This is a genomic window from Dokdonia donghaensis DSW-1, assembly GCF_001653755.1.
Taxonomy (GTDB): Bacteria; Bacteroidota; Bacteroidia; order Flavobacteriales; family Flavobacteriaceae; genus Dokdonia; species Dokdonia donghaensis.
The window spans coordinates 320,746-345,747 of record NZ_CP015125.1; the positions used below are offsets into that span (position 1 = coordinate 320,746).

General features: G+C 38.3%; 14 protein-coding genes and 2 tRNA genes. 9 read left to right on the top strand and 7 right to left on the bottom strand.

Going from position 1 to position 25,002, the window contains the following annotated elements:
* Positions 1 to 41 precede the first annotated feature (41 nt).
* From I597_RS01360 to I597_RS01370, 3 genes are all read left to right on the top strand, one after another.
* Positions 42 to 113, top strand: a tRNA-Gly gene (locus I597_RS01360).
* A gap of 76 nt (positions 114 to 189) precedes the next feature.
* A tRNA-Leu gene (locus tag I597_RS01365) sits at positions 190 to 273 on the top strand.
* Between the two features lie 48 nt (positions 274 to 321).
* The gene (locus I597_RS01370; RefSeq protein ID WP_035325736.1) at positions 322 to 600 is read left to right on the top strand and encodes a GIY-YIG nuclease family protein; all 279 of its coding nucleotides are present in this window, start codon (positions 322 to 324) and stop codon (positions 598 to 600) included.
* 97 nt (positions 601 to 697) lie between these two features.
* Here I597_RS01370 and mutS read toward each other — a convergent pair whose 3' ends face one another.
* Positions 698 to 3,289, bottom strand: coding sequence for a DNA mismatch repair protein MutS (gene mutS / locus I597_RS01375; RefSeq protein WP_201771783.1), 2,592 nt, complete (start codon positions 3,287 to 3,289; stop codon positions 698 to 700).
* A gap of 462 nt (positions 3,290 to 3,751) precedes the next feature.
* Between mutS and I597_RS01380 the strand changes: the two genes are divergently transcribed.
* Together I597_RS01380 and I597_RS01385 are read left to right on the top strand one after the other, a co-directional pair.
* Positions 3,752 to 6,730, top strand: a complete 2,979-nt coding sequence (locus I597_RS01380; RefSeq protein WP_035325739.1) for a SusC/RagA family TonB-linked outer membrane protein — start codon at positions 3,752 to 3,754, stop codon at positions 6,728 to 6,730.
* 9 nt (positions 6,731 to 6,739) lie between these two features.
* Positions 6,740 to 8,062 carry a RagB/SusD family nutrient uptake outer membrane protein gene (locus I597_RS01385; RefSeq protein ID WP_035325740.1) on the top strand — a complete coding sequence of 441 codons (1,323 nt, stop codon included), beginning with the start codon at positions 6,740 to 6,742 and terminating at the stop codon, positions 8,060 to 8,062.
* A gap of 139 nt (positions 8,063 to 8,201) precedes the next feature.
* On the opposite strand, the gene I597_RS01390 is transcribed toward I597_RS01385, so the two are convergent.
* Genes I597_RS01390 through I597_RS01405 form a run of 4 tightly spaced genes read right to left on the bottom strand, consistent with a single transcriptional unit; the run spans position 8,202 to position 14,910 of the window.
* Positions 8,202 to 11,747 carry an efflux RND transporter permease subunit gene (locus I597_RS01390; protein WP_035325741.1) on the bottom strand — a complete coding sequence of 1,182 codons (3,546 nt, stop codon included), beginning with the start codon at positions 11,745 to 11,747 and terminating at the stop codon, positions 8,202 to 8,204.
* Between the two features lie 3 nt (positions 11,748 to 11,750).
* Complete coding sequence (locus I597_RS01395) at positions 11,751 to 12,917, bottom strand: efflux RND transporter periplasmic adaptor subunit (RefSeq protein ID WP_035325743.1); 1,167 nt, start codon at positions 12,915 to 12,917, stop codon at positions 11,751 to 11,753.
* Between the two features lie 47 nt (positions 12,918 to 12,964).
* Positions 12,965 to 14,305, bottom strand: a complete 1,341-nt coding sequence (locus tag I597_RS01400) for a TolC family protein (protein WP_035325744.1) — start codon at positions 14,303 to 14,305, stop codon at positions 12,965 to 12,967.
* Positions 14,305 to 14,910 carry a TetR/AcrR family transcriptional regulator gene (locus I597_RS01405; RefSeq protein WP_035325746.1) on the bottom strand — a complete coding sequence of 202 codons (606 nt, stop codon included), beginning with the start codon at positions 14,908 to 14,910 and terminating at the stop codon, positions 14,305 to 14,307. Before I597_RS01405 ends, I597_RS01400 begins: the two co-directional genes overlap by 1 nt.
* A 161-nt stretch (positions 14,911 to 15,071) precedes the next feature.
* Here I597_RS01405 and I597_RS01410 point away from each other — a divergent pair, with 161 nt between their 5' ends.
* Together I597_RS01410 and I597_RS01415 are read left to right on the top strand one after the other, a co-directional pair.
* Positions 15,072 to 16,046, top strand: a complete 975-nt coding sequence (locus I597_RS01410) for a polyprenyl synthetase family protein (RefSeq protein ID WP_035325748.1) — start codon at positions 15,072 to 15,074, stop codon at positions 16,044 to 16,046.
* A 103-nt stretch (positions 16,047 to 16,149) separates the two neighbouring features.
* Complete coding sequence (locus I597_RS01415) at positions 16,150 to 17,568, top strand: CotH kinase family protein (RefSeq protein ID WP_160268170.1); 1,419 nt, start codon at positions 16,150 to 16,152, stop codon at positions 17,566 to 17,568.
* Between the two features lie 15 nt (positions 17,569 to 17,583).
* On the opposite strand, the gene folK is transcribed toward I597_RS01415, so the two are convergent.
* Complete coding sequence (gene folK / locus I597_RS01420) at positions 17,584 to 18,702, bottom strand: 2-amino-4-hydroxy-6-hydroxymethyldihydropteridine diphosphokinase (RefSeq protein ID WP_081964983.1); 1,119 nt, start codon at positions 18,700 to 18,702, stop codon at positions 17,584 to 17,586.
* A 96-nt stretch (positions 18,703 to 18,798) separates the two neighbouring features.
* On the opposite strand from folK, the gene I597_RS01425 reads away from it, so the two are divergent.
* Positions 18,799 to 19,512 (top strand): queuosine precursor transporter, encoded by a 714-nt coding sequence (locus tag I597_RS01425; RefSeq protein ID WP_035325752.1) that lies wholly within the window; start codon positions 18,799 to 18,801, stop codon positions 19,510 to 19,512.
* A gap of 54 nt (positions 19,513 to 19,566) precedes the next feature.
* Positions 19,567 to 22,260 (top strand): AsmA-like C-terminal region-containing protein, encoded by a 2,694-nt coding sequence (locus tag I597_RS01430; protein WP_035325754.1) that lies wholly within the window; start codon positions 19,567 to 19,569, stop codon positions 22,258 to 22,260.
* Here I597_RS01430 and I597_RS01435 read toward each other — a convergent pair whose 3' ends face one another.
* Positions 22,261 to 24,921 (bottom strand): DUF3857 domain-containing protein, encoded by a 2,661-nt coding sequence (locus I597_RS01435; RefSeq protein WP_035325755.1) that lies wholly within the window; start codon positions 24,919 to 24,921, stop codon positions 22,261 to 22,263. It abuts the gene before it with no gap.
* Positions 24,922 to 25,002: the final 81 nt, after the last annotated feature.

Sequence of the window (25,002 nt, forward strand, 5' to 3'; positions counted from 1 at the left end):
ATCCGCTATGAGAAATAGTGATGTTCTTTACAGAATGAAATGCGAAAGTAGCTCAGGGGTAGAGCATCACCTTGCCAAGGTGGGGGTCGCGAGTTCAAATCTCGTCTTTCGCTCAAATTTTAAATAATTACGCTTTCGCGAAAGCGTATAGAAAATATACCAATTTTATTTTCACATCCGTGAGAATATGCTCGAGTGGTGGAATTGGTAGACACGTTGGACTTAAAATCCAATGTCCATTAGGACGTACGGGTTCAAGTCCCGTCTCGAGTACAAAAGGCTTCCATTTAGGAAGCCTTTTTTATTTTATAACTATTAATAATGGCTATAGTCTATATCCTCTATTCCGATAACCTTGACCGCTATTATATAGGCAGCTGCCTAGATTTAGAACAAAGAATTCAGCAACATATATTAAACAATAAAGGGTTTACGGCTAGAGCACAAGATTGGAAAATCTTCTTTAAAATAATAAATTTAGAATATCAACAAGCACAGAGAATCGAAAAGCATATCAAGAATATGAAAAGCAAAACATATTTAGTAAACCTCAAGAAGTATGACGAAATAACACAAGAGCTGATTCAAAAGTATAAATAACAGGTTCATCCCGATAGCTACAGGGACCCGTCTCGAGTACAAAAGACTTTCATTCAGGAAGCTTTTTTTTTGCTTTAATCAATTTAATGTTAACACATTAAGATGTTGATTTACTCTTTTTCTTAACAAGCATTCTTTTTATCTCATTGAGTTTCATAAGTGCTTCCACCGGTGTAAGCGTGTCAATATCTATATGAAGTATCTCTTCTTTTATTTCTTCTAGTAATGGATCATCTAGATTAAAGAAGCTAAGTTGCATTTCTTCCTCTGCAGCATCTTTTAGGGTACCCGTAAGCTCTTCACTACCGTGAGACTTTTCTAGTTTACCCATCATCTTAGTAGCGCGACGCAATACTTGCTGTGGCATTCCCGCCATTTTTGCTACGTGTATACCAAAACTATGCGCACTTCCTCCTGGCACCAGTTTACGTAGAAATAAGACATTGTCTTTAAGCTCTTTTACAGAGACGTTATAGTTCTTAATACGCTCAAAGGTTTCACACATCTCGTTGAGCTCGTGATAGTGTGTGGCAAAAAGCGTTTTTGGCCTGCCAGGGTGCTCGTGCAGGTACTCACTTATTGCCCAGGCTATTGATATACCGTCGTAGGTACTTGTCCCCCTACCTATTTCATCTAACAACACAAGGCTGCGATCGCTCAAGTTATTAAGTATACTAGCTGTTTCATTCATCTCTACCATAAAGGTACTCTCACCCATAGATATATTATCACTAGCTCCTACTCTGGTAAAAATCTTATCTACTAGGCCTATGTGAGCCGCTTGCGCTGGCACAAAACTTCCCATTTGAGCAAGCAACACTATTAACGCTGTTTGCCTTAAAATAGCACTCTTACCAGACATATTAGGTCCAGTAATCATAATCATTTGTTGATCTGCACTATCTAGATATACATCATTTGTAACATATGCCTCACCTAGTGGTAATTGCTTTTCTATAACAGGGTGACGCCCTTCCTTTATATCTATTACTTGAGACTCATCTAGGGTGGGTCTCACATAATTATTTTCTCTTGCCAGTTGTGTAAACCCAAGCAAGCAATCAAGTTGTGCAATTTGTGTTGCATTAGCCTGTACTTGCGGGATAAAACCACCTACCCAACTCACAAGCTCTGTAAATAGTTGCTGCTCTATGGCTTGTATACGCTCTTCTGCTCCAAGTATTTTACCCTCATACTCCTTAAGCTCATCTGTAATATAACGCTCAGCATTGACAAGAGTTTGTTTTCTGATCCACTCCTCAGGCACCTTATCTTTATGGGTGTTTCTTACTTCTATGTAATACCCAAAAACGTTATTTGATGCTATTTTTAAAGAAGTAATACCTGTGCGCTCTGTCTCGCGCTCCAGCATCTTTTCTAGGTAATCCTTACCACCTTGTGACAGTGCCCTTAAATCATCTAGTTCTTTATGAAAACCAGGAGCAATTGCGCCACCTTTTACGATAGAGACAGGAGCCTCTTCTCTTAAGGTTTCTTTTATTTTAGAACGTAATACTTCACAGTTTTGGAGCTGTTCTGCTATGATTTTTAGCGAGTCGTTATCTGCTTGAGAAGCAATAGCTTTAATAGGCACAATAGCTTCAAGAGAGTTTTTGAGCTGTATGACTTCTCGCGGGCTAATCTTGCCTGTTGCAACCTTACTTATTAAACGCTCGAGGTCTCCTATCTGTTTGATATGAGACTGCATTTTATCAAAAATATCACCATTGTCTGATAAAAATGAGACCACCTCGTGACGTCGCTTTATCTCATCTAGCCTTTTAAGCGGTAATGCAAGCCACCTTTTAAGAAGACGCCCGCCCATTGCAGAAGTGGTTTTATCTATTATATCTATTAAGGTGATAGCCTTTACTCCAGAAGCAGAGTTATATAGCTCTAAGTTACGTATGGTAAAGCGATCCATCCACACATAATCATCTGCAGCAATACGACTTATGCTTGTGATATGCTGTAGCTTATGGTGTTGCGTTTCTCCTAGATAATGTAAAGCAGCCCCAGCAGCTATAATACCTGCCGTAAGATGCTCAACACCAAAACCTTTAAGAGACTTCACATTAAAGTGCTTATGCAATGATTCTCTCGCATAATCTATGTGAAAAACCCAATCTTCTTGATAAAAAGTGTGATAATCTGGCCCATATGACTCTATGAATTTCTTTTTTTGAGCCTTAGAAACAAGTAATTCACTAGGTGCAAAATTCTGGAGCAACTTATCTACATAAGCGACATCTCCTTGAGCCGTAAGATACTCTCCCGTAGACACATCTAAAAAAGAAACACCCACCTTGTCTTTTTCAAAATATACAGCTCCCAGAAAGTTATTTGTCTTTGCAGAGAGTATATCATCATTCATCGCAACGCCAGGTGTGACAAGCTCTGTAACGCCTCGCTTTACGATTTTTTTTGTTTGTTTTGGGTCCTCAAGTTGATCACAAATAGCGACACGACAACCCGCTTTTACGAGTTTAGGCAGGTAGGTATTAAGTGAGTGATGCGGGAAGCCCGCAAGCTCAGTGCGCTCTCCACCATTATTACGATTAGTTAACGTGATATTGAGAATGGCAGCAGCTTTTACTGCATCTTCACCAAATGTTTCATAAAAATCGCCAACTCTAAAGAGTAACAAAGCATCAGGATATTTTGCCTTGATACCATTGTATTGTTGCATTAATGGGGTCACTTTCTTCTTTGCCAAACTGTAATTTTTAAGGAAAATAAAAATACGCCATTCTTTTGTGTTGACATTAATGACCTAAGGAATGTTATCCCCAGTTTTACACATTTTTTTAGTCCGCTTTCGCGAAAGCGTAAAATAAAGCGTTTTAAGAGCTTTTTACTGCGGCCAACACACAAGCACAACCCGCTAAATATAAAATCGATTTAAACCAATTTAAAATCATCCAAAAACAATAGGAATAATTTATTGTGTTTTTATTTTCAATATCTTAAAACTATTAAATACTGAAACCCACCGCAAACAACTGTAAGAAAAATCATTATTTTCAATAAAAATATGAATTATCCTTAAAAATCACATATAATTAAGCTTTTCATTAACAAATACACACTTATATGTAATTTATATTAAATATTATTTATAATTTGGATACGAATTTAAAATCCAAATTATATGAAACAAAAACATCCATTCATCAAAATGGTTTATTTCTTGTTATTTTTAATTCCTTGTGCAATGATGGGTCAATCTGTCGTTACTGGAGTTATAAGTGATGCAGGAAATAACCCAATTCCTTTTGTAAACGTTATTGAAAAAGGAACATCAAACGGAACTACATCAAATTTTGACGGAAATTATTCTATAACATTATCTGGCGACTCTGGAACATTAGAATTTACTTATTTAGGCTACGCAACTCAAGAAATTGCAGTTACTAGCTCACAAACACTTAATGTAACTCTTGAAGAATCTTCTGAATCACTAGATGAAGTTGTTATTTCTGGACTTGCGTCTTCTGTAAAAAGATCTAACGCAGCAAATGCCGTTGCATCAATCTCTGCCGAGCAAATTACAGGTACAACACCACCACCTACACTAGACGGTGCGCTTTACGGAAAATTTGCCGGAGCGCTAGTGAGTCAAAACTCTGGAGCACCTGGTGGAGGACTTTCTATAAAATTACGTGGAGCAACTTCTATACAAGGTAATACACAACCATTATATATTATAGATGGTGTATATGTAGACAACTCTTCTATCTCTGCTGGTCTTAATGCAGTATCTGCAGCATCGGCTGGAGGTAGTGCTTCAAACCAAGACAACCCAACAAATAGAATAGCAGATATTAACCCAGATGATATACAGAACATCGAGATATTAAAAGGAGCTTCTGCTGCTGCTATTTATGGGTCTCGTGCCGCAGCTGGGGTAGTTATTATCACCACCAAAAAAGGTAAAGCTGGAGAAACACAGTTTAAATTTGGTCAATCCTTTGGATGGACTCAAGTGACTAAACTCTTAGGATTACGTAACTACAACGAGCAGCGTGTAGAAGATAGTTTTGGTCCAGATGCTGTGCCACTTTTTATAGCAGCTAGAAATGAAGGTCGCCTAGTAGATTATGAAGAAGAAATTTTTGGCGAGAAAGGTCTTATAAGTAAAACCAACTTTAGTATGAGTGGTGGTGATACCAAAACTAGATTTTATGCTGGAGTTACGCATAGTAATGAAAATGGTATTGTAAAAAATACTGGATATGAGAAAACCTCTCTTAGATTAAATTTAGATCACAGAGCAACAGACTTTTTAAAAGTATCTCTTAATACAAACTATATCAACTCAAAGTCTGATCGTGGTTTCTTTAATAATGACAACTCAGGAACAACTATTGGAGTTACATTAACAGGAACAACACCTTGGTTAGAACTATTTCCAGATGAAAATGGTGTGTATCCAGACAACCCAGCCGGTGCGTCTAACCCTTTACAGACACGCGATAGAGTAACAAATAGAGAAACAGTAGATAGATTTATCATAGGCGCCTCTGCAAATCTTGATATTTTCAAGGCTGAAAAGTCAAGCCTAGAATTAATAATGCGTGGTGGACTTGATACCTATGGACAGAAGTCAAGAGCTATCTTCCCTAAAGATTTACAATTTCAACGACCTGAAAATGGTGGTCAAAATGGTGTTGCCGTACAAGGAGATACTCAAAATAGAAACTACAACCTAGCAGCATTTTTAGTTCATAATTATAGAACAGATAATGATCTATCTTTTAGAACTCAAGCTGGTATAACTCGCGAGTATTTTGACAGAAACACACAACTTATCACAGCAAGTGGCCTTGTAGCGTCTGAAACTAATGTTGATCAAGCGGCTAATACGGGTACTAACCAGTTTAGACTACTTCAAGAAGATGCAGGATTTTTTGTACAAGAAGAGATTAACTACCAAGACAAACTTATAGGAGCTATAGGCCTTAGAGGCGATAAGTCTTCAAATAATGGGGATGCAAATAAGTTAAACTATTACCCAAAAGCTTCCCTTGCTGCCAATATCAATAAGTTTGATTTTTGGAAAGAAGATGGCTTTATAAACAAACTTAAGCTTAGAACGGCTTATGGAGAAGCTGGCAACTTTGCTCCATTTGGCGCACTATTTACCTCATATACTTCATTCTCTACAGATGGATTACTAGGTATAAGTCTTGTAGGTGTACGTGGAGACGCTGGATTAAGCCCAGAACGTCAAAAAGAACTTGAATTTGGTACAGATATTACTTTCCTTAATAATAAGATAGATTTTTCTGCAACTTACTATATCAAAACTGTAGATGATTTAATTCTCAACTCTGCACTATCACCTTCTTCAGGTTTTACTAGCGAGTTTGTTAATGCAGGTGAATTACAAAATAAAGGTATTGAGCTATCTCTTAACAGCACTATCATCGAGTCAGAAAACTTCGTTTGGGATGCTAGTGTAAACTGGTTTAAAAACACTTCAAAAATCACTCGTCTTGATGTAGATCCTTTTAACGTAGGAGCTTTTGGAGCGACATTAGGAACCTTTAGAATTGAGGAAGGGTCAAGCGCAACTCAAATTGTAGGTATAGGACCTAACCCTGGAGCAAATGGATTCCAGAAGTTTGGAGATTCTGAGCCAGATTTTCAAATGGCGCTTAATAATAGCCTTCAATATAAAGATTTTCAATTATCATTTTTATGGCAATGGAAGAAAGGTGGAGATAACATTAACTTAACTACACTTCTATCTGATCTTAATGGCACAAGTGCAGATTATGACGACTCTGGTTTAGATCCAACCGGTACGCTTGCAAATGGACCATATAGAGTAAGTCAACTAGGATCATCTGCAGAGGTATTTGTAGAGGATGCATCTTACTTAAGATTACGTGAAGTAGGTTTATACTACACGCTTCCTTCTGCTACTCTAGAAAACTTTTTAGGTGGTAATATAGATAACATTAAAGTTGGCTTCTCAGGTACTAACCTAATTAACATATTTGACTATAACAGTTATGATCCAGAAGTATCAAACTTTGGTGGTGGCGGTATCTTTACCGGTGTAGAGGTTACACCTTTCCCATCTTCTAAGCGATTCTTATTTAACCTCGCTGTAAACTTTTAATATAAAAAGATGAAAAAATATTTTATAAAAAGCCTACTCGCATTAAGTATTTGCGCCGGGTTTTATTCTTGTGAAGTTCAAGAATATTCAGATTTAAATAACCCTGAGGTTGATGCTTTTGCAGAAAACCTAACAAGGGGTGACCTACAAGATCTCGTAGGAGGGATTTTATACAGCTCAAGAGTTGGGCTTGGCACCTACTATGACGACTGCGGAGTTATAGGAAGAGAATACTATAGATTCTCAAGTTCTGACCCGCGTTTTACTAGTGATTTACTAGGTGGTGAGAACTCTGTGCTAGACAATAACACGTTTTATATCACAACCCCCTGGTCTGCCCGCTATAGAACTGTAAAAAATGCAAATCTTATTTTAGGTTTTCTCGAAGCCCAAGATCTCTCTGCAATATTTACTAACGAAGAGCTTAGTGCAACAAGAGGATTTCTTAATACAATGATTGCACACGAGCTACTTCTCAACCTTAATCTTACAGATGAAGGTGGTATACGTATAGATGTAGCAGATGAGACTAATCTAGGACCTATTGTTTCAAAAAGTGAAGCGTTAAGCTTTATAAAATCAACACTAGATGCTGCTGCCTTAGACCTAAGCGCTGGTGGTGATGCATTTCCATTTGTACTTTCTTCGGGCTTTGGAGATTTTAATACTCCAGCAAGCTTTAGCCAAGTAAGTAATGCGCTTGCGGCACGTGTGGCTGCATATCAAGGCGATTTTGCTGGCGTACTATCATCTCTTGAAGATTCATTTTTAACACTAGATAATAATGAATTAGATTTAGGTGTTTATCACAACTTTACTCAAGACCAGACAGATATTCTTAACCCTATGTTTTTTGCTCTCAACTCATCTACTGCAGGTGCTCGTATTGCACAACCATCTTTTATCACAGATGCCGAGACAGATGACCAACGTCTTGACAAAGTTGTGCTTAGGGAATCTGCTCTTACTCTAGATGGTCTTACTGGAGAGTATGATGTGTTTAGATATACTAGTAACGTAGACCCTATTCCAATCATACGTAAAGAAGAACTACTCTTATTATACGCAGAGGCAAACATTACAATTAACCCTATGGAGGCAGTTACAGCTTTAGATATCATACGTGAAAGTGCTGGACTGGATCCTTATACCGGAGCTATGGATGCTGCTTCTCTTACAGATGAGATGCTTACACAACGTAGGTACTCACTCTATGCAGAAGGACACAGATGGATTGATGTACGTCGTTACAATCGTCTTGATGAGCTCCCTATAGACAGAGCAAATGATGATGTATTCTCTCAATTTCCGATACCGCTTACAGAACTTTAATATTAAGTTATTGAGCAATTCTAAAACACCCTGCGTATAGGGTGTTTTTTTATGCTTTCGCGAAAGCGTAATTACCCACAAAAAAAGCGCACTCAGCTTATTGCCGAATGCGCTTTTCCACACTTAACTAACTAACAAATTATGCCGCTTCTGGCAGCTCTTTTTCTTCTGCTGCTGTTTCTTTACCTCCTCGTATTTTATATTTAATACGATATACTATGTAATATAGCAATGGTACGATAATAAGAGTAAGGAAGGTAGCTATGATTAACCCGTAGATTACTGTCCACGCAAGTGGCCCCCAGAAAATCACGTTATCACCTCCTACATAAACCCCTGCATCAAACTCTTGGAACAATCCAAAAAAGTCTATGTTAATTCCTATGGCAAGCGGTATTAGACCAAGAACGGTTGTGATGGCAGTAAGCAATACTGGGCGTAAACGTGCACGACCTCCTTCTATAATCAATTCTTGCATTGTTTTTTTATCAAGCAATTGCTTGTCTTCAAGACCTAGCGCTACTTCTTTTCTATCTACTAATAACTGCGTGTAGTCTAGAAGGACCACCCCATTATTTACCACAATACCAGCAAGTGATATAATACCCATCATAGTCATTATAATAACGAAAGGCGCTCCACTTATAATAATACCTCCAAAAACCCCTATAAAGCTCAAGAAGATTGCAATCATAATAATCACTGGTTTTGATATAGAGCTAAACTGGAAAATAAGTAAGAAGAAAATCAATGCAAGACCTCCAAAGAAGGCACTTACTAAGAAGTTCATCTCTTTAGCTTGTTCTTCAATTTGTCCTGTATAATTTACCTTGATATCCTTAGGCACACCATCAAAGTTTTTCATCTCTTCTTGAATGGCTGCAACTACCACACCCGCATCTGTAAATCCAGCAGCAAGGTTAGAATATACCGTTACCACACGTTTTGAATCTCTGTGCTTGATCGCGCTAAAAGATGATGTATTTTTTGTAGTAGTAACAGCACTCACTGGCACTTCTTTCACTTGCCCAGTTGCTGGATCTCTAAACGTAATATTCTGATTAAACAAAGCAGATTTATCATAACGCTGCTCTTCATTAAAGCGCACGTAGATGTCATAATCTTCTCCGTCTTTCTTATATACTCCAGCTTTATCCCCAAAGATAGAACGACGCAGCTGCATACCCACTTGACCGGTTGCCACACCTAGCTCTCCAGCCTTCTGGCGATCTACGATGACCTCTGTACCTGGTTTACCTCTATTTACATTAATCTTAAGCTCATCTACACCTGGCACGTTACGGCTGTTGATATAGTTACGCATTTGCTCTGCTGCGATAATGAGTTCTTGGTAATCTTTACCTTCTAGCTCGATGTTAATAGGGTATCCTTGTGGTGGTCCTGCAGCATCTTTTTCTACTGTAATTACAACCCCTGGATACACACCTCGCACGGCATCTTGCACTTTAAAGCGCAGCTCTTCACTATCTGCCTCGTTACGGTACTTATACTCACGCATTGTTGCCGTAATTTTTGCTTTATGCGGCATTTCGGCAGCACTACCGCCATCTGTTTGAGGATTACCTGCACCCTCACCTACTTGTGATACAGAAGTTTCTACAAGAGCATTGTAATCTTCGCCCTCTAGATATGCTTCGTCATTAAATACTTTAAAGACGCGCTGCTCTATCTCTTTAGTAATGGCATTTGTTTTCTCGATGGCTGTCCCCTCTGGATACTCGATATACACCGTAATCTGGTTAGGCTTATTATCTGGGAAGAACTCTATAGCGGTACGACCTGCACCTATAGAACCTCCAAATGCCATAAAAGTTAAAATTAACAGTAGAAAAATACCTCCTACAAATGCAATAGGTCTGTAGCCCCTAATAGACCACCCTAAGAAGTTTTTATACACCTTCTCAAGCCACGTAAGGAAACGCTGCTGAAAAACATCGGCGGCACCTTTCAGTAGGTATTTGTAGATCCACATAAAGATAATAGTCGCTAGCACTAGACTTCCTAGACCGCGTATGCTTCCTCCTAAAAATAATATCATTAACCCAATAGGCAACATAATGAGTGATGTGCGGATGAGAAATTTTCGCGAAAGCGCCTTCTCCTCTGTATTCATAAACTGTGATACGAGCATCGAGTTTATAAATATTGCCACAAATAATGATGAACCTAGTACCACAGATAATGTGATAGGGAAGTAAATCATAAACTGCCCCATAATACCTGGCCATAGTCCTAACGGCACAAAGGCTGCTACGGTAGTAAGTGTAGAAATGATAATAGGGAAGGCAATCTCTCCTATACCTTTTTTGGCTGCTTCTATGCGTCCCATACCTTCTTCATCCATAAGGCGGTATACGTTTTCTACCACCACAATCCCGTTATCTACAAGCATACCTAGACCCATAATGAGGGCAAAAAGTATCATTGTATTCATCGTATAACCCATTAAATTAAGGATCATAAAACTCATAAACATAGACATAGGAATCGCAAAACCTACAAAGAGTGCATTTTTAAATCCTAAGAAAAACATAAGTACACCTACTACAAGTATAATCCCGAAGATGATATTGTTTACTAGGTCGTTTACTTGGTTTTCTGTTTTGGCACTCTGGTCATTTGCTGTACGTACGACTACATCTGGAGGAAAGACCTCTGCCGTGGCGTTTTCGATAATCTTGTTGATTTGCTCAACAGCTTCAATCATATTTTCGCCAGAACGTTTCTTTACATCTAGCATTACCACTGTCTCGCTTATCTCCTCATCATCTACGGTGTCTCCATCATAAAGCGTAAGGTCACGCGCATAAGTAGTTTTGTCTTCTTCTGTAAATGATACCGTTGCGATATCCTTTAGGTATATCGCTCCATTTTCTGATTTGATCACAAAGTCTTCAAGCTCTTCTGGGCTTTGAATCTCTCCTATAACACGTATGTTACGACGCTGCCCACTGCTTATAAGGTTACCTGCAGAGAGAGTCATATTCTCGTTACCTATAGAAGCAAGTATGTCGTTAAAACTTACTTGTGCAGCAATCATTTTATACACATCTACTGCTACTTCTACCTCGCGTTCTTGAGCACCACGTATGGTTGCTTCCTTGATTTCCTTAAGGCTCTCAATCTCGTCTTGTAGGTACTCTGCATACTCCTTGAGCTTTATAGTAGGGTAGTTACCAGATACGTTTACATTAAGAATAGGTGTCTCTTCTGAGATACTTAGGTCAAAAACATTAGGCTCTACCTTTGCGTTGTTAAACGTAGGCCAGTCCTCATTTGCAGTTTCTGAGTCTACCTCATCCTTAACACGTTGCTTTGCAACTTGTACATCTACACCTTCTTTAAACTCTACTGTGATGATCGCATAATCTTCTTGTGAGGTAGATAATACTTCTACCACGTCAGAAAGATTCTGCAGTTTATCTTCTAGAGGATCTACTATGAGACGTTCTATATCTTCGGCAGTGTTACCTGGGTAAGGTGCAGAGATATAAATTTTAGTCTCATTAATTTCCGGAAAGTTCTCACGAGCCATCCCTAGGTAGGCTCCCATTCCTAAGGCAAGAAACAGCGCCATAAGAACGTAAATAATCGTAGGATTATCTATCGCCCAACTTGAAATCGCAAACTCCTTGTTTACATTTTTCTTTTTCTTATCTGTCATCGCTTAGTATGTTAAGATTTTTACTGGCTGGTTATCTTTTACAGATCTCGCACCTTCTACAATGATTTTATCTCCCACTTCTAGACCAGATAGTACTTCTATGTTAGGTCCTTGTGATTTACCTGTAGTGATGATTTTTTGCTGTGCTACCATTTCGTCCGCTTTCGCGAAAGCGGTATACACAAATTGCTCACCAGCTGCATTTTCATTAATCACATTGAGAGGGATTAAAATTGCACTTTCTGCTGTGTAATCGTTGATAGAAAGTCTCGCTGTAAGATTAGGTTTTACCTTTCCATCCTTATTAGGAACATCTACTTCTATTGCAAAACTTCTGTTTGATGGCTTGATATAATTACCCGTCTGGCGCACGGTAGTCTCTACAGACTCTCCTAGTACTGGAAACTCTACTTTTACCTTTTTACCTGCAGTTACTGTAGGCAGGTAGCTTTCTGGAATCTCTGCTGCTACATACATATTATCCAGATTTACGATTCTGAATAATGCCATACCTGGAGCAACCACTGTACCTTGGTCTGTAATCACCTCATCTATTACTCCAGAAAAAGGAGCTGTAACCGTTGTTTTACCCAGCTGACTTTTAATCTGGCTCACCATATTTTGTGATGACTCATATTGTGTTTTTGCCTGTAGGTATTGTATTTCTGACCCTATTTTTTGATCCCAAAGACGTTGCTGGCGCTCAAAAGTAGTTTTTGCAAGTGCTAGTTGAGATTCCATTTGTGCTACTTGACTGCTTAGGCCACCGTCATCTATACGAGCCAGTGTTTGCCCTTTACGCACGCGCTGTCCTTCTTTTACAACTACACGAGATAAGGTACCTTGATACTCTGGGTAGATAAGTACATTTTGCTTAGTCTCTACATTACCTTGCACCTCTATAAAGTGATTAAACAAGGTGTCTTTTACCGTCATTGTGGTAATAAGAACCTCTTTTTTATCTCTTGGGTTCTTTTCTTCTAGCACCTTTTCTATTTGTGCTAGTTGATCATTTGTCGCTGCGACATCTGCCTTAAGTGCTTCTTGTTTTGCCTGTAACTCCTCTACAGATCCAGACTCTAGAAGGGCTTCTACAGATTTCTCGTTACTGTCTCCACCGCAAGAGGCTAGCGCGATACTTAAGATGGCAAGTGTGATATATTTTTTCATCATTGTAATATTACTGATTGGTACTATTTGGATTCTCTTTTTAAAAACTAGTTGTTTGTATAGTTAGGTACATTAAGAATAGTCTCTAACTCTGCTTTTGTGGTTACAATTTGTAGCATTGCCTGTATTAATTCTTGCTGTACTTGGTAAAGCTGCGTTTGTGCTTGTCTTAAATCAAAACTCGTACTAAGCCCTTCTCTAAACTTTACTTGGTTTTTATTTTCAATGCGCTCTGCAAGTTTGATGTTTTCTAGCGCGGTGTTGTAGTTATCTATCGCAAGCTCGTGATCACTTTTTGCAGATGCATAAGCAAGTTTTATCTGTTGCTCTGTCTCCTCTCTTTGTGTTGCTGCTTGATCTAGCGCAATCTCTGCTTGCGCTGTTCTTGCATTACGCATACCAGAACTGAAAATAGGGATGTTGAGTGTAAAACCTGTGATAGACTGTGCAAACCACTTCTCATCACTATCAAAAAAGTTAAACTCGTTACGTCCTGCAAAGGTTCCTACGTTTATAAATGCTCCTAGTGTAGGTAAGGCCTTGCTCTTTTCTAGCTTGAGCTCTAGTGCTCTTTGCTCATTAAGATTATTTACAATCTTATAGTTTACATTTTGCTCAATGTTAACCGTATCATTAAGTAATCCTAGTGCTGGAACAGCAAGTGACTCTAAGCTATCTTTAAGAACTGTCTCCTCATCTACCCCTACACCTATTGCGAGGTTAAACATTTGCTTTGCAATCACCACCATACGCTTTGCATTTGCACGCTGATTTTGAAGCGATAAATAAGTGATTTGTAGCTGCTCTACATCTTCCTCTTCTGCAAAACCATTTTCAAAAATGAGTTTTGTTTCCTTAAGGTTATCTTCTAGGTTTGCAATGTTTCTATCTAAAATTGCTACACTTTCTTGTGCAAGTAACACACCGCCATAAGCATTTATAACTCCTTTGCGTACTTCGAGTTGTGTTTTTTCATTTGCATTTTTAGAATAATCTAGAAAGGTCTTTGCAGCTTGTAGCCCTACAAGGTATGAACCATCAAAAATAAGCTGACTCAATGTAGCGGTCGCAGTAGCATTTTGCTGTGTTCCAAAAACTACGGGTATAAAAGTACCTGGCTCTCCTCCAGTAAACTCGGCTGGTATAAGCTGTGTAGGCTGCTTGATTTGATAATTATAATCTAGACTTGCGCTTACCTGTGGTAACCCACTCGCTGTGGTCTCCCACTTTTGCTTTATTGCCTTTGCGATATCACGACGGCTATTTATTGCTGTGTAGTTGCTATCTAGAGCAAAAGTCACAGCCTCTTCTACAGTAAAACTTCTAGTCTGTGCGGTCACGCCTACACTAGCAAGAAACATTACAGCTATATATAATCTCTGTATCATTAGTTATGGTTAGATTTAATAAGTTTATTTAAAATTTTTCTACCCTTAGGGGTTACAATACCGCGTATGTGATACTCTAAATACATATCGTGTAAGTCTCCTACAGGAAAAGCAGATCTAGGGAAAATCGTCTCATCTTTAATACCTGTCATACCGGTGAAGTAAATGTTTACCACAAACGGCACACTTATTTCGCTAATAAAAAGTCCTTGCTCTATACCTCTAAGTACATTTGTAGTCACACAGCTTTGCATATAGTCGTACTGACTCTTGCGTAATTCTTGATGTATTTTTGGATAGTATTTTTGGAGTTGATACATAGAAGAGGTACGCTCACCATTTATATGCTCAAGAACATATTTTTTAATATCATAAAGCTCTTCTATAGGATTCATCTCACGCGCGCATATCCCATCTATACCTCCACACACAGAAGTAAATATGTGTAAAGCACAGGCAGAGACAATAGCCTCTTTATTTTCATAATAGCTGTACACCGTCTTTTTAGACATTCCCATCTCACGGGCAATATCATCCATAGTAATGCTCTTAAATCCTTGATTTAAAAACAGTTCAGTGGCAGTTTTTAATAATTGTTCTTTCATAGTCAAGGCACAAAGATACGTAGGAAACTTTTTTAGTTTTTAAAGTTTCCGTTAACTTTAGTTAAAATTTAACAACTGTAAGTTTTTACTGTGCGCTTTCGCGAAAGCGTAATAGGGCATAATCTCCTTTTATCACTTATTTTTACAAAAAATTGCCATTTATGCACAGCATACCAGAATACACATCTATATTTTTAGAATATCTCAACAAGCACGCACTAGAGAAAGAGCCTAAAAATCTTTATGAGCCTATTAATTACATCTTACAACTAGGTGGTAAAAGATTGCGTCCAGTACTTACACTTATGGCGTGTGAGCTTTTTGAAAAAGATTATAAGGATGCACTAGATGCAGCGCTGGCAGTAGAGATTTTTCATAACTTCTCTCTAGTGCACGATGATATTATGGATGATGCACCCTTGAGACGCGGGGAAGAAACGGTGCACGAGAAGTGGGATATTAACACAGGTATTCTTTCTGGTGATGCAATGCTTATACGTGCCTACCAGCTTTTTGAAAATTATGAGGGAGCCACCTTTAAGGAGCTGGCAAAACTATTTTCAAAAACAGCAATAGAGGTTTGTGAGGGACAACAGTATGATGTAGATTTTGAGACGCGTGACGATGTGACTATCCCAGAATATATGAAGATGATTGAGTATAAAACTGCTGTTCTCGTAGGTGCTGCACTTAAAATGGGAGCTATTGTAGCTGGCGCATCAAAGAGTTGTCAAGAAGGTATTTATAACTACGGCCGTGATCTTGGACTGGCTTTTCAACTACAAGATGATTATCTAGATGCCTTTGGCGATCCAGAGAGTTTTGGAAAGCAAGTAGGTGGCGATATTATAGAAAACAAAAAAACATTTTTATACCTCACTGCCCTAGCAAATTCAAACAAGGATGATGCACAACAGCTAGAGCACTTTTTCTCTATCTCACCGGCAGACCCTACAGATAAAATAGAGACGGTAAAGCAACAGTTTCTGGACTCAGGCGCCGCAAAAGCAACCGAAGAAGAAATAGCTAAGTATACTCAAAAAGCGTTTACCGCACTTGATAATGTAGACATCTCAGAAGATAAAAAGGAAACGCTCAGGCTTTTTGGGCAAGGGCTTATGAAGCGCACATATTAGCGAGCATACACCTTTTACAAGCAGTCCCTTCGTAAACTTTTAACTAAGAGTTTATTATGGCACTCCATTTGCTTAAATTTACGAGAACTAATCAATGTTACTCGTGAAGTATTTTCTATTTATTTTATTAGCCGCAGTGAGCCTCTCTAGCTGTGCTCAAACTACCTGGCATAGTGAGCAACTTGCTATAGATGACTCGTTACAGATTGCCGTCATACAGATACCAAAAAATAGAAAGCTATCACAAACGGAGGTTTTCTCCCTGGGCAATGATTCATACACACTTACCCTTCATAGCACAGACTCTATATATAGTACAGCCCACACCCTCAAGCTTAATAACAATACCTATAAAGCTTACATAACATCCCTACCGCTTATTACTATAAACGCCTCGCAAGAAATTGTAAATGAGCCTAAACGTATGTGTCGCATTGGGTATGCAGATGAGGAAATCACATTTACAAGTTATGCCGGTATTGAGCTACGAGGTAGCAGTTCGCTTGTTTTTAAGAAGAAAACCTATGACCTCAACTTTTATAAAGACAGTCTAGGTTTTGAAAATCAAGACTACAAGCTGGCTGGAATGCGCTCTGATGATGATTGGATTCTGGATGGACTTTATAACGAGCCCTTACGTATGCGCTCTTTTATCTCACTTAATCTCTGGAATGAGATCTACACACCGCATTATCTAGATAAAGAGCCTAAGGCAAAGGCTGGTGCGACCGCGGCTTATAGCGAGGTGTTTATAAATGGTCGCTACAAAGGTCTTTTCTTACTGCAGGAGCAGGTAGATCGCAAGCTAGTTAAGATAAAGAAAAACAAAGGCGATACCGCACGTGGTGAGATCTTTCAAGGGGCACGCTACCTTGGGGCCAGTTCCTTTGATTCTATACCTCCTGCAAAGAATTTTTTAGCCAGCTGGGGTGGTTATGATATAAAGTACCCATCGCCTACTAATGCGCCTTGGGACAATGTATATCCTTTTACAGACTTTGTGGTTAATAGTGATGATGACGCTTTCGCGAAAGCGATCTCAAAACAATTTGTACTTGATAATGCTATAGATTACTTCTTATATATAAATGCCCTACGAGCACCAGATAATCTAGGGAAAAACCTCTACCTAATACGTTATGATGCCGGAGCTCCTTACTTTTATGCTCCTTGGGATTTGGACGGAACACTAGGCACCATTTACAGCGGAAAGCGTATAAATACCACAAATGACTTTTTAAGCAACGGACTATTAAGAAGGCTTATCGCCACAGATGCAGATGATTTTATTGCACGTTTTCAAGCGCGATGGCTCACCTTACGACAAGGGGTTTTAAGCGAAGAGCAGTTGCTCAAAAAACAAATGGATACCTATAAGTCACTAAAAGAACAGAAGGTTTACGAGAGAGAAGCGCTCGTATGGGACACGTTTATTTATGAGGAAGAAGGTATTACGTATATGCAAGAATGGACAAAAAAAAGACTTGCCTTTTTGGACAAATACATTAGTGATTTAAAATAACAAGCGACTGTAAAACTAAGCAGTAAAAGAGTTAATCACCTTCAAAAAGTCTTCGCGGTTTTTTACAAAATCAAGATCTGAGATGTCTATAATCTTTACATTAAGATTATGCTGTCCCTTTATAAAATCTAGATACCCTTGATTGATTTTTTCTAGATACTCTGGAGCAATACTTTTCTCATAACTACGGCCACGCTTCTTTATATTTTTAAGCAAACGCTCCGTGTTTTGATATAAATACACATACAAGTCTGGTTGTGGCATATCTTTATACATCATCTCGTGGAGACGCTTGTACAGCACATACTCTTCTTCTTGTAATGTAACTTGTGCAAAGATGAGCGATTTATATCGATCATAATCTGCACACATAAAGTCTTTAAACAAATCAAACTGACCAATATCATCAAGCAATTGCTGATAGCGATCTGCTAGAAAAGACATTTCTAGAGGGAAGGCAAACCTATCTGGGTCTTTGTAAAATTTAGGTAAAAATGCATTGTCTTTAAATCGCTCTAAAATGAGCTTTGCATTAAACTCCTCAGAGATCATTGTAGCTAGACTTGTTTTACCAGCGCCTATATTACCTTCAATCGCTATATAATTGTAACCACCTAGATCTATACTGTCTTGTGGCTTCTTGAGCCACTTTGCTTGCTTTGTTAATATGCTATCATCTTCACAGTCTTCTAGCAGCTCTGTAAATGACTTATTAAAAACAGGAGCTACATCTTCTGCACTTATATCTACGAGCGGTTGCAGTACAAAACGACGCTTGAGCATATGCTCGTGTGGTATGGTTAATCGCTCTTTTTTCTTTACAACATCGTCATATAGTAATATGTCTATATCGATATATCGTGATTGATATCCTTCTCCCTCTGTTTTATCTCTGCCTAGTAACTTTTCTATAGCTTGCGTTGCATCTAAGAGCTTACTTGCAGATAGTGATGTTTCCATCTTTACAGCACAGTTATGAAAATCTGCTCCATCAAAACCCCAAGCTGGGCTTTGATACACTGGTGAGATTTTGCGCACACGACCTACACGCTCAAAAAGCAATTGAATTGCATTATTGAGTGCCTCGTACGTATTACCTTGATTACTGCCTAATGATAAGTATATAGTATGCAATGAGATAGCTATTCTAAGTTGGGCTTAAGATTTCACAACAAATTAAGGAAATCAAAATCACAATGCCCTAATTTTGAAATTGAAGTTATTAAGAAAATGAATCAAATCTCTAGTCACTTAAATTCAAAGGACTTACAACTAGCCTATCGCATCTATTTTACACTAGGTGCTCTTTTTATATGTGCCCTGGTGGTATCTAACCTTATATTTCAAAAATTCTTTAGCTGGGACTTTTTTGGCATTTATACTTTTGAGATTTCTGTAGGAATACTTCCCTACCCTATCACCTTTCTTATTACCGATATTGTAAGCGAGATTTACGGAAGAAAAAAAGCAAACCAGATGGTCACTGCTGGCATTTTTGCCTCTCTCTTTTCGCTACTCATCGTTTATGTGGCAAAAGTCGTTCCTGCTACTAGCTGGTCGCCTGTAAGTGATAGTCTCTTTACCACCGTATTTGGCGCTACGGCGCTGGCGGTTTTCGCAAGTATGATGGCATACTTACTTGCGCAATATGTAGACATACACATTTATCATTTTTGGAAACGAGTAACCAAGGGCAAACACCTGTGGCTCAGAAATAACTTCTCCACCTTTTTATCACAATTTATAGATACGGCAAGTGTGCTTTTGCTCTTGTGCGCTTTTGGGTTAATAGAATGGAATTTATTTGGCGGACTATTACTAGGTGGATTCTTATTTAAAATTCTCGTAGCGGCATTCGACACACCGTTCCTTTATCTAGGTGTATGGCTATTTAAGAAGCGTTTTAATCTTGAAGAAGGAGAAGAAATTAAGCTTCCTGTATAAACAAGTATATTCACACTAAGGCAGATTGTAAAAGACAACATTAGAAAACAACAAATGAAAAAGATATTTAAAATTATAGGCATAGTAGTTCTTGTACTTGTTATCGTGCTGGCTGTTTCTCCATTTTTGTTTAGAGGAAAACTAGAAGACCTCCTCAAGGAAACCATAAACAATAACCTCAACGCTCAAGTAGAATGGTCTTCTCTGGATCTAAGCCTCTTTAGGAGTTTTCCTGATGCTACGGTTATAGTAAATGACTTTACGGTAATAAACAACGCACCATTTGCTGGTGACAAACTTGCGAGTGGTAAAGAAATACGCATTGAGATGGGCGTTACCCAACTCTTTAAAAACACAGCAGATGAGCCTATTGCTATAGATGCACTATCACTTCTAGAAGCAAACGTACACTTACAAGTAGACTCCTTAGGCAATGCAAATTATGATATTGTAAAAGAGACGCCAACTACAGAGACTACTACTGAGGAGAGCTCAGAACCTTTTGTTTTTAATTTACAAGAGTATAGCCTCATAGACTCAAAAATAATTTATGACGACCGCTCTACACAAACCCACTTAGAACTTACAGAGGTAAACCATACTGGTTCTGGAGATTTTTCGGCTATTGAGAGTGAACTAGATACGAAGACCCACGCTGTAGTATCTTTTGATTATGGCGGCACACATTACTTAGACGGGCACGACCTAGACCTCGAGGCTGTTATACAAATGGAGCTAGAAAAACAGAAGTATACTTTTAAGGAAAACCTAGCCAAAATAAACGAACTCCCACTAGAGTTTAATGGTTTTATAGAGCTTCTTGAAGATGGCAATCTTATGGATTTATCATTTAAAACGCCTTCATCAGATTTTAAGAACTTTCTAGCCCTAATCCCTAAGGAATATAGAGCAAATCTCGATGGCGTGGAAACGAGTGGCGACTTTCGCGTAAGCGGAATTATAAAAGGGAAAACAACTGAGACTAGCATCCCAAATCTTGATATTGAGATTATGTCTAACAATGCTTCTTTTAAGTATCCAGACCTCCCTAAAAGGATGAACAACATCAACATAGATGTAAAAATTAAAAATGATACTGGTATTACAGAACTTACTTATATTGAGATAAACGACCTACGTTTTAAGATTGACCAAGACACCTTTACAGCAAAGGGAACGCTTAAAAACTTGATGGGTAATATGCTTGTTAATCTTGACCTAGATGGTGCGCTAGACTTAGGTAACATTGACAAAGTATACCCACTTAATCTAGACCAGCCACTACAAGGTAGACTGGTTGCAGATGTGGTGACGAGTTTTGATATGAACGCTGTCGAGAAGCAACAGTATCAAAATATAAAAAGCGCTGGTAATGCTACGCTTAGTGACTTCACTTACAGCACTCCAGAACTGCCAAATCCCATTGCTATACAAAATGCAGATGTGAGTTTTAAAACCGGTAATATTGCACTTAACTCATTTGCCGCAACAAGTGGAACTTCAGATATAAATGCAACGGGATCTATAGAAAACCTTATCCCTTTTGTGATGTCTAAGGAAGATTTAAAAGGTCGTTTTGACGTGACCTCAAAGGTGTTTAACCTCGATGATTTTGCAACCACGACTGCAACCACGACTGCAACTACATCTGGCACTATTCAAGCCAGTACAAGCGAAAGTGATACCGCTGTACAAATTCCAGATTTTCTAGACGCCTCTGTAAACTTTAATGCCGAAAAGGTGATTTATGATGGTCTGGAACTTACAAATACCAAGGGAAGCGTGACTATTGCAAATGAGCAGGCATCATTGAGTAATCTTAACTCTGGCATCTTTGGCGGTGCGGCGGGACTCTCTGGATCTGTCACCACACGTGATGGCACTCCTACTTTTAATATGACTGTAGACTTGAGCAGTATAGATATAGACCGCTCTTTTAAGGAGCTAGAGATGCTGCAAGGACTTGCTCCTATTGCAAAAGCGCTACAAGGCGCACTCAATACCAAGATACAATTGCAGGGACAGCTGGATGATAATTTTAGCCCTATACTTAGCACCATTTCTGGAGATGCCTTTGCAGAGATTTTGACCGCAGATGTTGATGCAGATAAAATGCCGCTTCTTAATCTCCTATCACAAAAACTTGATTTTATAAACCTTGATGACCTGAAACTAGACAAGCTCAAAACCAGCCTTACATTTAATGATGGTCAAGTGGCTGTAAAGCCTTTTGATTTTAACGTAAAAGGAATTAATGTACAGGTAAGCGGTGGGCATAGCTTTACAAATGAGATGAACTACACGCTCAACCTTGACCTCCCTGCAAAATATCTAGGTGGAGACGTGAGCGGCTTACTCTCAAAACTTACAGATGCCGAAAAAGAGAGTATCCATATAGACGTTCCTGTTTCCCTTTCGGGAAATTTTACTGCGCCTAAGGTAGACCTTAACTTAAAAGCAGCTACCACAGCACTTACTAACCAGATTATAGAGATCCAGAAGCAACGCGCAAAAAACAAAGTAGAAGATAAACTCACAGATGTGTTAGGAGGTCTATTAGGTGGCAACAAATCAACACCAAACACTACTGAGACAGATAGCACAACTACTGACACACAGACTCCTCAAAACACCACCACAACCCCAAAAGCCGAAGACGCCATTAAAGATGTTGCTACGGGAATACTTGGTGGTCTCTTTGGAAAAAAGAAAACAACAAAAGAAACGGTGAAGGATACGGTTAATTAATTAACCGTTTTTATCACGCTCATTTTCTAACCTATTTTCGAGACTATTATATTCCTTTGGAGTTTCTGCACTCTCTATAACTTGAACACTAGATTGCTCTACTGTCTCTGGTGGGGCTACATATCCAGGAGCTCTTTTCACAAAGGTTTCCTTTACTCGTTCTGACATAATAAAGTACGGAATCCAAACAGCACACCTAAAAATAGCCTTAATAATTTCTTTAAGCGACTCTTGATTCTCTTCTGGAGTAAACATATCTGAAGCAAGTGCATTTGCTGCAACACTATCTAAAATTAAGAAAGTAAGTGTGCCAGCATATAGAATAATCATTAACCTAGGAACAATTGTCCTTCTCTTAAAGAACAATATAATTACCACAAAACTATATACGATAAGCGCTACATTAACAATCATCTCTATGGCGATGAGTATAATCATTGGCTTTCCTGTTAAGCCTTCAGAATTCCATAGAGCAGACCAAGTATAGGCATCAAAATAACCGTCTTCAGAAAGTATTTGCACTAAAATAACGATAGGAGTAAAAACAAGACCTATTGCAATAAGTATGAGCCAGCCTCCTATATTTTTCCCTTGTGTATCCTTAACCTGAGCGGGAACATCATATTCGTAATAAAGTCTATAAGCTCCATACCCAAACAACATCAAGCTAATTACTAGTAGGAAAATAGCGATATAACTTAATCCTGAGGTTTCCATCGCAGAGGCTGCTTCTAGGTCATAAGTAATAAAATAAGAAAGATCATCTTGAATCTTACTATGATCAGATATGTACTTACGCACGTCACCAGCCTCAACAAAATCTTTCTTTCTAGAGTAATTATGAGTTACTAGTAGTTTGTTTCCAAAATGGCTTGCTTGCTGTTCATACTTAAAATATGAGCTTTCGATCGTATTTTTATAATCTTCAAATTCCCAAGGCTCCGGTAAGTTGACTGTGATATTAAACTCAATATCTAATGGATAGTTTATAGCATATGGCGCCGTGCGCTCTGGTGATGTAGTAGGGTTTACATAACTCTCTAATAATAACGGATAGGTCTCAATATATATAAGCTGCTCATTGTCTGGTGACTTTGCCCAGATAGAATCTATAACGTAAGACTCTCTTACTATAAACTCATTACGAGTACTTCTTAAATCCTCTACCTCGAGGTCATCTCCTTTTTTTATATTAGGATATAATGTACTGTAAAATCGCAGGTAGTCTTTTTGAATTGAAGCATTACTACGCTGGTCAAAATCTGCACGTAATCTATCTGCATCACTCCCTTTATATGTAGTTACAACGGTTAATGCTCCAGACCCATTAATCTCATCTACATCATATATCTCACTTATAGCAACCCCTCCTGTTGGCTTAAAATCAATTTGAGTCAGCCCTTTTTCTCCAGGTTTTAAAACGAGCCCCTTCTCATAATTTGGAAAAAATTTACCCTTTGCTCCTGCACCCTGATTTGAGATTGTGGGATCGATATAATAATCTTCACCGTCTAGATTATAGGTAACAACACAATGGTCAAAGAGATTAGGCGTTGGGAGTTTATCACCTATACTCTTTCCTGCGGTACTGTTTACCAGCATAGGGTATGCCTCAATGCCATTTGCTTGCAGTAACTCACTTAGCAAAAATGACTTCCCTTTACAATCTCCAAATCGTTGCTCAAGCACCTTAAGTGGTGACTCTGGTTTATGAGAATTCATCCCATTTTCGAAACCAAAATACCTAACATCATCTTGTACAAAATCTATAAGAGTATTTGCAATCTCCTCTTTAGAAGGAGCAAGATCTTTGGTCTTACTTTTTATATTTTGATCTGACAGTCGTTTTAATCGCTTTTTATCTGCGGCACTTAAAGTATAGATCTCTTTGTACTGATTTACAATACTCTCCCACGATTCATAATTTACAAATTGCACAAAACCATAATCATCATACCACATAGGCTCGTTAGTATCATAAAACTTAGGTGCAACATCTTCTAGCGTCCATTCGTAAACCTTGCTATTACCTGAAATACTTTCTGCTGGCTTAGGTGCATTATTAAAGTATTTAAACTTAAAAGAGTCATTATTAAGCACAGTCACCGTAAAGTGTAGTTTACCTACAGGGGCTGCATATTGAAAATAAAGACTGCTACTATATCCTCCTTCATAAATAGGATTCTCTCCAGCTATAGAGTATGCATAGTCTATCACATCGCCCTCTCGCACATCTGTAAGATTTACAAGACTTGTAAGTCTCCCGTCATATAGATTCTTTTCTAGATTAGACTCTCTTTGTATAGTCTCAATCTTATTAAGATTAAGTTGAGAGATACGCTCCCCATTGCGTATTATATCAATTTTATGAAAAATGAGCTTCTCATAAGATGGGTCAAATTCAAACGTTAGATTAGACATTTGAGTTATGCCCTCTCCATTTATAATTTTAACTACAGAGTTACTATATCTAGTTTTATTTACAGCATTAAGCTGCTTATCATATAGAAGATAGTAGTAGCCACTTTCTGCTTCTTCATTTTCAATATTCTCCTTATAGTCAACTTTATTTACCCACGATGGGATTTGTTTTATACTAGGATTTTGAGAATAGAGTGTTGTAAAAAAAAGAATGAATAGTAAACGTAAAATATGCTTCAAAGCTTGATTGATTTGTGGGTAAAAGACTACAATATAAGCTGTTCCAACTTAATTAGCAACGTATAAACTCTCAAAAATGTT

Excerpts from the sequence above, each read along its gene's own strand:
- I597_RS01370 (WP_035325736.1), top strand. The coding sequence starts at position 322 with ATGGCTATAGTCTATATCCTCTATTCCGATAACCTTGACCGCTATTAT.
- mutS (WP_201771783.1), bottom strand. The coding sequence starts at position 3,289 with ATGCAACAATACAATGGTATCAAGGCAAAATATCCTGATGCTTTGTTA.
- I597_RS01380 (WP_035325739.1), top strand. The coding sequence starts at position 3,752 with ATGAAACAAAAACATCCATTCATCAAAATGGTTTATTTCTTGTTATTT.
- I597_RS01385 (WP_035325740.1), top strand. The coding sequence starts at position 6,740 with ATGAAAAAATATTTTATAAAAAGCCTACTCGCATTAAGTATTTGCGCC.
- I597_RS01390 (WP_035325741.1), bottom strand. The coding sequence starts at position 11,747 with ATGACAGATAAGAAAAAGAAAAATGTAAACAAGGAGTTTGCGATTTCA.
- I597_RS01395 (WP_035325743.1), bottom strand. The coding sequence starts at position 12,917 with ATGAAAAAATATATCACACTTGCCATCTTAAGTATCGCGCTAGCCTCT.
- I597_RS01400 (WP_035325744.1), bottom strand. The coding sequence starts at position 14,305 with ATGATACAGAGATTATATATAGCTGTAATGTTTCTTGCTAGTGTAGGC.
- I597_RS01405 (WP_035325746.1), bottom strand. The coding sequence starts at position 14,910 with ATGAAAGAACAATTATTAAAAACTGCCACTGAACTGTTTTTAAATCAA.
- I597_RS01410 (WP_035325748.1), top strand. The coding sequence starts at position 15,072 with ATGCACAGCATACCAGAATACACATCTATATTTTTAGAATATCTCAAC.
- I597_RS01425 (WP_035325752.1), top strand. The coding sequence starts at position 18,799 with ATGAATCAAATCTCTAGTCACTTAAATTCAAAGGACTTACAACTAGCC.
- I597_RS01430 (WP_035325754.1), top strand. The coding sequence starts at position 19,567 with ATGAAAAAGATATTTAAAATTATAGGCATAGTAGTTCTTGTACTTGTT.